Annotated in this window: 12 protein-coding genes; all 12 read right to left on the reverse strand. The window is 60.6% G+C overall.

Annotated elements, in window-relative coordinates; all coding sequences use genetic code 11:
- Positions 1-3: 3 nt before the first annotated feature.
- Positions 4-1494, reverse strand: a complete 1491-nt coding sequence (locus tag BUS06_RS16875; protein WP_074265302.1) for an NADH-quinone oxidoreductase subunit M — start codon at positions 1492-1494, stop codon at positions 4-6.
- A 24-nt stretch (positions 1495-1518) separates the two neighbouring features.
- On the reverse strand, positions 1519-3606 hold the full coding sequence (gene nuoL / locus BUS06_RS16880) for an NADH-quinone oxidoreductase subunit L (protein WP_074265303.1): 2088 nt from the start codon (positions 3604-3606) through the stop codon (positions 1519-1521).
- 18 nt (positions 3607-3624) lie between these two features.
- Positions 3625-3930 (reverse strand): NADH-quinone oxidoreductase subunit NuoK, encoded by a 306-nt coding sequence (gene nuoK / locus BUS06_RS16885; protein WP_013339863.1) that lies wholly within the window; start codon positions 3928-3930, stop codon positions 3625-3627.
- A 20-nt stretch (positions 3931-3950) separates the two neighbouring features.
- Positions 3951-4658: an NADH-quinone oxidoreductase subunit J gene (locus BUS06_RS16890; protein WP_074265304.1), complete on the reverse strand. Its 708-nt coding sequence runs from the start codon at positions 4656-4658 to the stop codon at positions 3951-3953.
- Positions 4659-4798: 140 nt separating this feature from the next.
- Positions 4799-5287 carry an NADH-quinone oxidoreductase subunit NuoI gene (gene nuoI, locus BUS06_RS16895; RefSeq protein ID WP_012401389.1) on the reverse strand — a complete coding sequence of 163 codons (489 nt, stop codon included), beginning with the start codon at positions 5285-5287 and terminating at the stop codon, positions 4799-4801.
- Between the two features lie 15 nt (positions 5288-5302).
- Positions 5303-6361 carry an NADH-quinone oxidoreductase subunit NuoH gene (nuoH, locus tag BUS06_RS16900; protein ID WP_074265305.1) on the reverse strand — a complete coding sequence of 353 codons (1059 nt, stop codon included), beginning with the start codon at positions 6359-6361 and terminating at the stop codon, positions 5303-5305.
- A complete protein-coding gene (gene nuoG, locus BUS06_RS16905; protein WP_074265306.1) occupies positions 6362-8695 on the reverse strand; it encodes an NADH-quinone oxidoreductase subunit NuoG in 2334 nt (777 codons plus the stop codon).
- Between the two features lie 97 nt (positions 8696-8792).
- Positions 8793-10121: an NADH-quinone oxidoreductase subunit NuoF gene (gene nuoF, locus BUS06_RS16910; RefSeq protein WP_074265307.1), complete on the reverse strand. Its 1329-nt coding sequence runs from the start codon at positions 10119-10121 to the stop codon at positions 8793-8795.
- Positions 10118-10603 (reverse strand): NADH-quinone oxidoreductase subunit NuoE, encoded by a 486-nt coding sequence (gene nuoE, locus BUS06_RS16915; RefSeq protein ID WP_074265308.1) that lies wholly within the window; start codon positions 10601-10603, stop codon positions 10118-10120. Before nuoE ends, nuoF begins: the two co-directional genes overlap by 4 nt.
- A 134-nt stretch (positions 10604-10737) precedes the next feature.
- Positions 10738-11991 (reverse strand): NADH-quinone oxidoreductase subunit D, encoded by a 1254-nt coding sequence (locus tag BUS06_RS16920; protein WP_074265309.1) that lies wholly within the window; start codon positions 11989-11991, stop codon positions 10738-10740.
- A 9-nt stretch (positions 11992-12000) separates the two neighbouring features.
- A complete protein-coding gene (locus BUS06_RS16925; RefSeq protein WP_074265310.1) occupies positions 12001-12603 on the reverse strand; it encodes an NADH-quinone oxidoreductase subunit C in 603 nt (200 codons plus the stop codon).
- 19 nt (positions 12604-12622) lie between these two features.
- Positions 12623-13102 carry a NuoB/complex I 20 kDa subunit family protein gene (locus tag BUS06_RS16930; RefSeq protein WP_006052903.1) on the reverse strand — a complete coding sequence of 160 codons (480 nt, stop codon included), beginning with the start codon at positions 13100-13102 and terminating at the stop codon, positions 12623-12625.
- Positions 13103-13165 lie beyond the last annotated feature (63 nt).

Below are 13165 nucleotides of genomic sequence, written 5' to 3' on the forward strand. Positions count from 1 at the left end.
GCGTTACTGTGGCAACGGCAGTTTCGACTGCGCAACGTGGGAGAGGAGGTTTTCCACGGATACGTGCATCACATCGGTAAAGGGCTTCGGATACAGGCCCATGAACAGCGTCAATACGGCCAGCACGATCAGCATGAAAAACTCGCGATTGTTGATATCGAGCAGCTTCTTCACGTGGTCGTTCGCCACCGCGCCAAAATACACGCGCTTGTACATCCACAGCGTGTAGGCCGCGCCGAGAATCAGCGTGACTGCGGCGCCGCCTGCAATCCAGAAGTTGTACTGGACCGCAGCCAGAATCACCATAAACTCGCCGACAAACCCGGAAGTGCCCGGCAGGCCGCAATTGGCCATCGAAAACAGCATCACCAGCGCCGCGAACTTCGGCATCACGTTGACGACACCGCCGTAATCGGCAATCTGGCGCGAGTGCAGGCGGTCATACAGCACGCCGATACACAGGAACATCGCGCCCGAGACGAAACCGTGCGAGATCATCTGCACGATCGCGCCTTCCGCACCGAGCTGATTGAAGATGAAGAAGCCGAGCGTGACGAAGCCCATGTGCGCAATCGACGAATACGCCACCAGCTTCTTCATGTCCGCCTGCACCATCGCAACCAGACCAATGTAGATAACCGCGATCAGCGACAGCGTGATGACGACTGGCGCCAGGAAGTGGCTGGCGTCCGGCGTGACCGGCAGCGAGAAGCGCAGGAACCCGTACGCGCCCAGCTTCAGCATGATGGCGGCCAGCACGACCGAGCCGCCCGTCGGCGCTTCCACGTGGGCGTCAGGCAACCACGTGTGGACCGGCCACATCGGCACCTTCACAGCGAAGGCAAGGAAGAACGCTATGAACAGCAATATCTGCGGCGTCATGGCGATCTTCGTGGTCTGCCAAGTCGCCAGATCGAAGGTGCCCGTCTGCGTGTACAGGTAGAGCAGCGCGACCAGCATCAGCAGCGAACCCATCAGCGTGTACAGGAAGAACTTGAACGCCGCATACACGCGGTTCGGTCCGCCCCACACGCCGATGATGATGTACATCGGGATCAGCGTTGCTTCGAAGAACACGTAAAACAGCATCCCGTCCGCTGCGCTGAACACGCCGACCATGATGCCGGACAAGATCAGGAACGAGGCGAAATACTGGCCCACGTTCTTCGTAATGACCTGCCACCCGGCAATCACGACGATCACGGTGATCAACGCGGTCAACACCACGAACCACATCGAGATGCCGTCTACCCCGAGATGATAGGCAATGTTGAAGCGCTCGATCCAATGCACATTTTCAACGAACTGCAGATCCGCCGTGCTCGAATCGAAGCTGGTGAACAGCGGAATCGTGACGATGAAGCTGAGAACCGAACCAACCAGCGCGAGCCAGCGCGCCGGACCAGGATTCTTGTCAGAGCCGATAGCAAGGACCAGGAGGCCGAACAGGATCGGCAACCAGATCGCGATACTTAAAATCGGATACGTGTGCATTGTGTGGTGTCCCCTCGCCTTCTCTTATTTGCCGCCAAGCGTTACAAACAGGGTCAGGAGCCCCAGCATGCCGATGATCATGGCAAACGCGTAATGGTAGATGTAGCCCGACTGGAGGAAGCGGATCACTCCGGCAAACCAGCCGATAAAGCGCGCGCTGCCATTGACGATACCGTCGATGACCACCACGTCGCCTTCTTTCCAAAGGCCCCGGCCGATCGCCACGGCGCCGCGCGCAAACACGACTTCGTTAATCTTGTCGAGGTAGTACTTGTTATCGAGCAGCGTATAGATCGGGCCAAAGGCGCGGCGGATAACCGGCGGCAGATCCGGACGCTTCAGGTACAGGAACCATGAGACGACCACACCGGCGAGCGCCAGCCAGACCGGCAGCCCCGACACCGAGTGCAGGCCCATCAGCACCCAGCCCTGGAACTCTTCCGCCATCTCGGACACCGCGGGATGGTTCGCGCCGATGTAGATGACCTTGTCGAACACCACGCCGTGCGCGAAGAAATCGCCGAACAGGAGCGGGCCGACCGCGATCGCACCGATGATGACCGACGGAATGGCCAGCAGCACCAGCGGCACCCATACCACCCACGGGCTTTCATGCGGCTCGTGCGCGTGGCCGTGATCGTCGTGGCCGTGCCCGTGCGCATCGTGGCCGTGGCCATGGTCGTCATGACCGTGCGCAGCGTGAGCGGCGGCTTCGATACCCATCGGCGAATCCGGATGCTTCGGCTTGCGGAAGCGCTCTTCACCGTGGAACACCAGGAAGTACATACGGAACGAGTACAGCGCCGTGACGAACACGCTCGCCACCACCGCGAAGTACGCGAAACCCGAACCCGGCAGATGCGACAGCTTCACTGCGTCGATGATCGAGTCTTTCGAGTAGAAGCCCGAGAAGAACGGCGTGCCGATCAGCGCCAGCGAACCGATCAGCGACGTGATCCACGTGATCGGCATGTACTTGCGCAGGCCGCCCATGTTGCGCATGTCCTGATCGTGGTGCATGCCGATGATCACCGAACCCGCGCCGAGGAACAGCAGCGCCTTGAAGAACGCGTGCGTCATCAGATGGAACATGGCGACCGGATAAGCCGAGACACCCAGCGCCACCGTCATGTAACCGAGCTGCGACAGCGTGGAGTAAGCCACCACACGCTTGATGTCGTTCTGGACAATCCCGAGGAAGCCCATGAACAGCGCAGTAATCGCGCCGATGACCGTCACGAACGACAACGCCGTATCCGACAGTTCGAACAGCGGCGACATGCGCGTGACCATGAAGATACCGGCCGTCACCATGGTTGCCGCGTGAATCAGTGCGGAGATCGGCGTCGGGCCTTCCATCGAATCCGGCAGCCAGACGTGCAGCGGGAACTGCGCCGACTTACCCATTGCGCCGATGAAGAGGCAAATACAGGCAACCGTCAACAGGCCCCAGCTGGTGCCCGGGAACGTCAGCGACGCGAGCTCATGGCTCTTCGCGAAGATGTCGCCGTAGTTCAGCGAGCCGCCAAACGCCAGCAGCAGGCCAATGCCCAACAGAAAACCGAAGTCACCCACGCGGTTCACGATAAACGCTTTCATGTTCGCGTAGATCGCGCTTTCACGCGTGAAGTAGAAGCCGATCAGCAGGTACGACACCAGACCCACCGCTTCCCAGCCGAAGAACAGCTGCAGCAGGTTGTTGCTCATCACGAGCATCAGCATCGAGAACGTGAACAGCGCGATGTACGAGAAGAAGCGCTGGTAGCCGTCGTCGTCGGCCATGTAGCCGATCGTGTAGATGTGCACCATCAGCGACACGAAGGTCACGACACACATCATCATCGCCGTGAGCGAATCGACGAGGAAACCGACTTCGAACTTCAGCTTGCCGACCGACATCCACTCGTAGATCGTCGCGTTGAAGCTCGCGCCGTTCATTACGTCGAAGAAGACGATGGCCGAAAGCACGAAGGCGATCGCAACACCGAGGATCGTGACCGTGTGGGCCCCTGCGCGCCCCACCGCCTTGCCGAACAGCCCGGCAATCAGAGAGCCGGCCAGCGGTGCAAGCGGTACCGCCAGCAACAGGTTTTCGTTGAGTGTGGTTGACATAACAGTCTTGCCTCGAGATTAACCTTTGAGCTGATCGAGATCCTCGACATTGATCGTGTCGAGACTACGGAACAGGGTCACCAGAATCGCCAGCCCGATCGCCGCTTCTGCCGCTGCAACCGTCAGCACGAAGAAGACGAAGATCTGGCCATGGACGTCGCCGAGGTAATGCGAAAACGCGACGAAATTGGTGTTCACCGCCAGCAGCATCAGCTCGATCGCCATCAGGATAATGATGACGTTGCGGCGGTTCAGGAAGATACCTACGACGCTGATCGCAAACAGGATCGCGCCGAGCACCAGGTAATGAGCAAGGGTCAGCATAATTTTTCTCCTGTCTCCTCTCAGCTATTCTTGGCTGCGGCCGTGGCCGTTGCAGCAGCCGCGGCTGCGGCGGCCGCAGCGGCTGCCGCGTCTTCTGCTGCGATAGTGGCTGCGGTCTTTTCCGACGGCATCTTCACCACCCGCACGCGGTCTTGCGCCCGCACCTTGACCTGATCGCTCACGCGCTGGCGCTTGCTGTCCTTCGCGTGACGCGTGGTCAGTGCGATCGCGGCGATAATCGCCACCAGCAGTACCAGACCGGCGACTTCGAACGCGAAGATGTAGTCGGTGTAGATGACTTTACCGATCAGGCGCGTATTCGACCAGTCAGCCATTGCGCTGCCAGCCGCCACCGTCGTATCGCGCAGCGGCGTGACCGTGGCGCCAAAGCCGTGCCACAGGATCAGCGCGGTTTCGATCACGATGATCGCCCCCACGACAGTCGCCACCGGCACGAAGCGTTTGAAGTCGCGGCGCAGCACGTCGAGGTTGATGTCCAGCATCATCACCACGAACAGGAACAGCACCATCACCGCGCCGACATACACGAGCACCAGCAGGATCGCGAGAAACTCTGCCTGCAGAAGCATCCAGATGGCCGCCGCGTTGAAGAACGCGAGCACCAGGAACAGCGCGGACGCCACCGGGTTGCGCGAGGTGATCACCTTCAGCCCGGACACCACCAGGAGCAGAGCGAAGATGTAGAACAGTACGGTCGTGAATTCCATGATTACCGGTTCATCGTTAGGCCATCGTCAGGCGTTGTTCTTTGGCACAAGCGCGCCACGCTACAGCGGTCAAGCAGCAGCCTACGGCCTGACTGCAGGCCGGTACAACGTGATACGTCAAACAAAAGCGTTTCAGTCAATCAACGATACGGCGCATCCGCTGCCTTGTTTGCCGCGATCTCCGCTTCGTAGCGGTCGCCCACGGCCAGCAACATGTCCTTCGTGAAATACAGGTCACCGCGCTTCTCGCCGTGATACTCGAGAATGTGCGTTTCGACGATCGAATCGACCGGGCAGCTTTCTTCACAGAAACCGCAGAAGATGCACTTGGTCAGGTCGATGTCGTAACGCGTGGTGCGACGGGTGTTGTCCGCGCGCGTTTCCGATTCGATCGTGATGGCGAGCGCCGGGCACACCGCTTCACAGAGCTTGCAGGCGATGCAGCGCTCTTCGCCGTTCTCATACCGGCGCAGTGCGTGCAGACCGCGGAAACGCGGCGAAATCGGGGTCTTCTCTTCCGGGAACTGCACCGTGATCTTGCGCTGGAACGTATAACGTCCGGTCAGCGCGAGACCTTTGAGCAATTCCGTGAGGAAGAAGGTCTTGAAGAAGTTTTGGATTGCGGTCATAGGTTCATCCGCCCTTTATTTCCAGATATTCAACGGCGACATGATCCAGAAGCCGACTACGATCAGCCACACCACGCAGACCGGAATGAACACTTTCCAGCCCAGACGCATGATCTGGTCATAACGGTAGCGCGGGAACGTGGCGCGTGCCCAGATGAATACCGACAACAGCAAGAACACTTTCAGGACCAGCCAGAAAATGCCCGGAATAAACGACAGGAAGCCGAACGGGGCACTCCAGCCGCCCAGGAACAGGGTCGATGCGAGCGCCGAGATCACGATCATGTTGATGTACTCGGCGAGGAAGAACAGCGCGAACGCCATCCCCGAGTAATCGATCATGTGGCCTGCGACGATTTCCGACTCCCCTTCCACCACGTCGAACGGGTGGCGGTTCGTTTCGGCGATGCCCGAGATGAAGTAGACGACGAACATCGGCAGCAACGGCAACCAGTTCCACGACAGGAAGTTCAGGCCATAGCTCGCGAACATACCGCGCTCCTGCGACCCGACGATGTCCGACAGGTTCAGGCTGCCCGAAGTCATCAGCACGACGACGAGCGCGAAGCCCATCGAGATTTCGTACGAGACCATCTGCGCCGCGGCGCGCATCGCACCGAGGAATGCGTACTTCGAGTTCGACGCCCAGCCGGCGAGAATCACGCCGTACACGCCGATCGACGAAATCGCCATCGCATACAGCAGACCCGCGTTGATGTCGCCAAGCACCGCGCCCGCCTGGAACGGAATCACCGCCCAGACCGCGAAGGCCGGCACCACCACCATGATCGGCGCGATCAGATAAGTCCAGCGGCTCGCCTGGGCCGGCTGAATCACTTCTTTGAGCAGCAGTTTGAGAACGTCGGCGATCGGCTGCAGCAAACCTGCCGGGCCCACGCGGTTCGGACCGAGACGCACGTGCATCCAGCCGATCAGCTTACGTTCCCAGAGGATCAGGTAAGCCACGCACAGCAGGATCACGACGGCTACCACCAGGATGCGCACCAGTGCCCACACCGTGGGCCATGCCGCACCGAGAAGTTGAGTGCCGCCCGAGTTGATCGATTCGAACATTTACGCCTTCTCCACCAGCAGTTCACCGAACAGGCTGCCCAGCGCTGCACCGGCAGGCGTGGCCGCCGATACGCGGACGACTGTCTCCGCAAGATTTGCATCGCGCACGGCCGGCAATTGCACCGAGTGCTCACCCTGGCGTACGCGCACTGCGTCGCCGTCTTTCAAACCCAGCTTGTCGAACAGCGCAGCCGGCAAACCGACCGACTTCGCCGCGCGTGCGGCTGCCGTCAGATGCAGCGATTCCGCACGACGCACCAGCGGATCGGCGTGATAGATCGGCACATCGGCGATGCGTTCAAAGGCGCCTTCAGCCGCCTTCGGCGCTGCACCGCGTGCGATCGCAACACCCGTCTTGTTCGACAGGCGCGCGCTCAGATCGCCGTCGCCGAGTGCCGCTGCGCGTACTTCTTCCGACGTATCGAATTCGAAACCCGGCACGCCGAGCAGGCTGCCCAGCACGCGCAACACCTTCCATGCCGGACGCGTGTCGCCAAGCGGGCGCACTACGCCGTTGAAGCTTTGTACCGTGCCTTCAGCGCTGACGAACGTACCGGCCGTTTCCGTGAACGGGGAGATCGGCAACAGCACGTCGGCGTATTCGGCGCCGGTCTGGAACGGCGAAAGCACGACGACCATTTCAGCCTGGTTCAGCGCGGCCAGTGCCTGCGCCGGATTGACCGTGTCGAACTCCGGTTCGACGTTCAGCAGCACGTAACCCTTGCGCGGCTGTTCGAACACTTCGCGAGCGTTCAGGCCACCCGCGCCCGGCAGCGCGCCGACGAGGTGAGCGCCAACCGTGTTGGCCGCTTCCGTGAGGAAGCCGAGCTTGGCGCCGGTGGTGTCTGCAATCCATTGAGCCGCGGCGTGGATACGGGCGAAGTCCGGATGACGGACCGCGCCGTTGCCGAGCAGCACGAGACGCAACTCGCCCGCTGCGAGCGACGTTGCAACCTGCTTGTGCGCATCGTTCGCTTGCGTGCCCGAGAACGCTTCCGGCAGCGCGACGCCGCGTGCTTCCGAAACCGCGGCAGCGATGCCGGCGATTTCATCGAGCCATGCGGACGGTGCAGCCACCACGCGTTGGGCTTGCGGAATCAGCGCATCGTCGTTCGTGGCCTGCACGAGCGTCAGCGCGGCACCATTCTTGGCGGCCTGGCGCAGGCGCGCAGCAAACAGCGGGTGATCGCGACGCAGATCCGAGCCGATGACGATCGCCGCGTCGACGTTCGACAGATCGGCGATCTTCGTGCCGAGCCACGGCGTGCCATTCACAGGCGCCGAGAAATCCGACTGACGCAGCCGGAAGTCGACGTTAGGCGTGCCGACCGCTTGCGCGAGTTGCTTGACGAGGAACAGTTCTTCGACGGTGCTATGCGGGCTGGCCAGTGCAGCGAGCGCTTCTGCGCCGTGGTCGTCCTTGATGCCCTTCAGGCCCTTGACGACGTACTCGAGCGCGGTCTGCCAGTCGGTCTCGACCCACTTGCCGCCTTGCTTGAGCATCGGCTGCGTGAGGCGTTCCGGGCTGTTCAGGCCTTCGTACGAGAAACGGTCCTTGTCCGAGATCCAGCATTCGTTGATGGCTTCGTTCTCGAACGGCAGCACGCGCATCACGCGGTTGTTCTTGACCTGCACCACGAGGTTCGCGCCGACGGAATCGTGCGGGCTCACCGACTTGCGGCGCGACAGTTCCCACGTACGGGCGCTGTAGCGGAACGGCTTGCTGGTGAGTGCGCCAACCGGGCACAGATCGATCATGTTGCCCGACAGTTCGGAGTCGACCGTCTTGCCGACGAACGAGGTGATTTCCGAGTGCTCACCGCGGCCCAGCATGCCCAGTTCCATCACGCCGGCCACTTCCTGGCCGAAGCGGACACAACGCGTGCAGTGAATGCAGCGCGTCATTTCTTCCATCGAGATCAGCGGGCCGACGTTCTTGTGAAACACCACGCGCTTTTCTTCGCTGTAGCGCGAGGCGGACTTGCCGTAGCCCACCGCCAGATCCTGCAACTGGCATTCGCCGCCCTGGTCGCAGATCGGGCAATCGAGCGGGTGGTTGATCAGCAGGAATTCCATCACAGCTTGCTGACCCTTCACGGCCTTGTCGGACTTCGTCCGCACGATCATGCCCGCCGACACCGGCGTGGCGCATGCAGGCACGGCCTTCGGCATCTTCTCGACATCGACCAGACACATCCGGCAGTTGGCCGCAATCGACAGCTTCTTGTGATAGCAGAAGTGAGGAATGTACGTGTCGACCTTATGCGCAGCCTGGATGACCATGCTGCCTTCGGGCACCTCTACCTTCTTGCCGTCTATTTCAAGTTCAACCATGATGGTCAATCTTCCTTAACCTGTTACCGCTCAATCGTTCGCCCGTTCACCGCCACTTGGCGATGACCCCCGCGGTTGACGCTTCCAGTGACCCGCCTTAGGCGGCCACCGTTTCCGAAGCCGTTGCTGCGCCGGCATGTCCGTCCACGAGGCAATGCTTGTGGGCGACGTGATATTCGAATTCGTCCCAGTAGTGCTTGAGCATGCCGCGCACCGGCATGGCCGCTGCATCGCCGAGCGCGCAAATCGTGCGGCCCATGATGTTTTCAGCCACTGAGTTCAGCAGATCCAGATCTTCCTGGCGGCCAAGGCCGTGCTCGATACGATGCACGACGCGATACAGCCAGCCCGTACCTTCGCGGCACGGCGTGCACTGACCGCAGGACTCTTCGTAATAGAAGTACGACAGACGCAGCAGCGAACGGACCATGCAGCGGGTCTCGTCCATCACGATGACCGCGCCTGAACCGAGCATCGACCCCGCCTTGGCGATCGAGTCATAGTCCATGTCGGTATTCATCATCATCTCGCCCGGGATAACCGGTGCAGACGAGCCGCCCGGAATCACGGCCTTGATCTTCTTGCCGCCACGCATGCCGCCGGCGAGTTCCAGCAGCTTCGCGAACGGCGTGCCGAGCGGCACTTCGTAATTGCCCGGCAGCTCGACGTCGCCCGACACCGAGAAAATCTTGGTGCCGCCGTTATTCGGCTTGCCGAGTTCGAGGTAAGTCTGCGGACCGACCGTCAGCAGGAACGGCACGGCTGCGAACGTTTCGGTGTTGTTGATCGTGGTCGGCTTGCCGTACACGCCGAAGCTCGCCGGGAATGGCGGCTTGAAGCGCGGCTGACCTTTCTTGCCTTCCAGCGACTCGAGCAGCGCAGTTTCTTCGCCGCAGATATACGCGCCGTAACCGTGGTGCGCGTGCAACTGGAACGAGAAGCCCGAGCCCATGATGTTGTCGCCGAGATAACCGGCGCGGCGCGCTTCTTCCAGCGCTTCTTCGAAGCGTCGATACTCAGCGAAGATTTCACCGTGGATATAGTTGTAGCCCACCGTGATGCCCATGGCGTACGCACCGATGGCCATGCCTTCGATCAGCGCATGCGGGTTCCAGCGCAGGATGTCGCGATCCTTGAACGTGCCCGGTTCGCCTTCGTCCGAATTGCAGACGAGGTACTTCTGTCCCGGAAACTGACGCGGCATGAAGCTCCACTTCAGGCCGGTCGGAAACCCAGCACCGCCGCGACCGCGCAGACCCGACGCCTTGACTTCGGCAATCACCTGCTCGGGCGGAATCTTCTCTTCCAGAATACGGCGCAACTGGACGTAACCGCCGCGCGACACATAGTCTTCGAGATGCCAGTTGTCGCCGTTCAGGCCAGCGAGAATCAGCGGTTTGATGTGACGATCGTGGAGAGACGTCATTTCGAGAGCTCCTCGAGCAGCTGATCGATCTTCGCGCGGCTCATGAAGCTGCACATGCGATGGTTGTTCACCAGCATCACCGGTGCATCGCCGCACGAGCCCATGCACTCGCCTTCTTTCAAGGTGAACTTGCCGTCTGCCGTGGTTTCGCCGAAGTCGATGCCGAGCTTCTGCTTCAGATATTCGGCAGCGCTTTCCGAGCCGCCATCCGGACCGAGCTGGCACGGCAGGTTCGTGCAGAGCGTGATCTTGTACTTGCCGACCGGCGACGTCTCGTACATCGTGTAGAAGGTCGCGACCTCCTGCACGGCGACCGCCGGCATGCCAAGATAGTCCGCGACGAACTGCATGAGTTCGGGCGACAGCCAGCCATGCTCTTCCTGAGCAACGGCCAACGCTGACATCACGGCGGACTGTTTCTGATCGGCGGGATACTTCGTCAACGCGCGATCGATTTCTTTCAGGCCTTCAGCTGAGATCATTTTCAGACACGACTCTTTCAATTCCTACCGAACGAAAACCTGTCGCGTGCTACCTGTTGCGACAGACCCGGCGTTCCTTTGCTTGACGTGCGCCTGCTGCAACTTCGACGCACACGCCACGATGAAAATCGCTCTTAACGATCGATTTCGCCAAACACGATGTCTTGCGTGCCGATGATCGTCACGGCGTCGGCGATCATGTGACCGCGCGCCATTTCGTCGAGCGCGGACAAATGCGCATAACCCGGCGCGCGAATCTTCAGGCGATACGGCTTGTTCGCGCCATCCGAGATCAGATAGATGCCGAACTCGCCCTTCGGATGTTCGACAGCGGCATACGCTTCGCCTTCGGGCACATGGAAGCCTTCCGTGAAGAGCTTGAAATGGTGAATCAGCTCTTCCATGTTCGACTTCATGCCGACGCGCGACGGCGGCGCAATCTTGTGATTGTCGATCATTACGGGGCCCGGATTCTTCCGCAACCATTCAATGCACTGTTTCGCGATTCGAGTTGATTGACGCATTTCTTCGACGCGTACCAGGTAGCGGTCGTAACAATCGCCGTTCACGCCAACTGGAATATCGAAGTCCAGCTTGTCATAGACTTCATACGGTTGCTTCTTGCGCAAATCCCACTCGATACCCGAACCGCGCAGCATGGCACCCGTCATGCCGAGTTGCAGCGCACGCTCCGGGCTGACCACGCCAATACCGACCAGACGTTGCTTCCAGATCCGGTTGTCGGTGAGCAGCGTTTCGTATTCGTCGACACAATGCGGGAAACGGGTAAAGAAGTCGTCGATGAAGTCGAGCAACGAACCCTGGCGGGTCTCGTTCATCTTCGACAAAGCCTTCGCATTGCGAATCTTCGATGCCTTGTACTGCGGCATGGCTTCCGGCAGATCACGGTACACGCCACCCGGACGGTAGTACGCCGCGTGCATCCGGGCGCCGGACACCGCTTCGTACACGTCCATCAGGTCTTCGCGTTCGCGGAACGCGTACAGAAACACGGCCATCGCGCCAACGTCGAGCGCGTGCGAGCCGATCCACATCAGGTGGTTCAGCACGCGTGTGATTTCGTCGAACAGCACGCGGATGTACTTTGCACGCACGGGCACGTCGATGCCCAGCAGCTTTTCGATCGCCATCACGTAGCCGTGCTCGTTGACCATCATCGACACGTAGTCGAGACGGTCCATGTACGGCACGGACTGGATGAAGGTCTTGGTTTCCGCGAGCTTTTCAGTGGCGCGGTGCAGAAGGCCGATGTGCGGGTCGGCGCGCTGGATCACTTCGCCGTCGAGTTCGAGCACGAGGCGCAGCACACCGTGCGCGGCCGGGTGCTGCGGGCCGAAGTTGAGCGTGTAGTTTTTGATCTCTGCCATGGCGTTCTCTTAGTGTTTCAGACCGCCATAGCGATCCTCGCGGATCACGCGCGGCGTGATTTCCCGCGGCTCGATCGTCACAGGCTGATAGACGACGCGCTTCTCTTCCGGGTCGTAACGCATTTCGACGTAGCCGGAAATCGGGAAATCCTTGCGGAACGGGTGACCGATGAAACCATAGTCGGTCAGGATACGGCGCAGGTCCGGGTGACCTTCGAAGACGATGCCGTACAGGTCAAACGCTTCGCGCTCGTACCAGTTGGCCGAACTCCAGATATCGACCACGGACGGGATCAGCGGCACATCGTCGTCCTGCGCGAACACGCGCACGCGCAGACGCCAGTTGTTCGTCACCGACAACAAATGCAGCACCGCCGCGAAACGCGGACCGTCGTACGCACCGTCGCCGTAGGTCTGGTAGTCGACGCCACACAGGTCGACCACTTGCTCGAAGCGCAGCGACGAATCGTCGCGGAGACGCGTCGCTATATCTTGATATTCTTTGGCACTCACGACAATCGTGAGCTCGCCGATCGCTTCGGTGACGCTCAGCAGGCGGCCGCTAAAGGCCGCCTCGAGGTTCGCTTTCAGGGTCTCGAGTTTGCTTGCCATATTGTGGGGAGCTCTGGCCTTATTGACGTGCGATGGTGTTGGTACGGCGGATCTTCGCTTGTAGCTGGATCACGCCGTAGACCAGCGCTTCCGCGGTCGGCGGACAACCCGGCACATAGACGTCGACCGGCACGATCCGGTCACAGCCACGCACCACCGAATACGAATAGTGGTAGTAGCCGCCGCCGTTCGCGCACGAGCCCATGGAGATCACCCAGCGCGGCTCGGCCATCTGATCGTAGACCTTGCGCAGAGCGGGCGCCATCTTGTTGCACAGCGTGCCGGCGACGATCATCACGTCCGACTGACGCGGACTCGGACGAAACACGACGCCGAAACGGTCGAGGTCATAACGGGCAGCACCCGCATGCATCATCTCGACCGCGCAACACGCAAGACCGAACGTCATCGGCCACAACGAGCCGGTGCGCGTCCAGTTGATCAGCTTGTCAGCCGTGGTGGTGACAAACCCTTCCTTCAAGACCCCTTCGATACTCATGTGCTTTCCACTCCAGACGGGGCGGCTAGCCTTGGCCGCCCACGCAAACCGGCGATTAATCCA

The sequence above is a fragment of the Paraburkholderia phenazinium genome, from assembly GCF_900141745.1.
GTDB lineage: Bacteria > Pseudomonadota > Gammaproteobacteria > Burkholderiales > Burkholderiaceae > Paraburkholderia > Paraburkholderia phenazinium_B.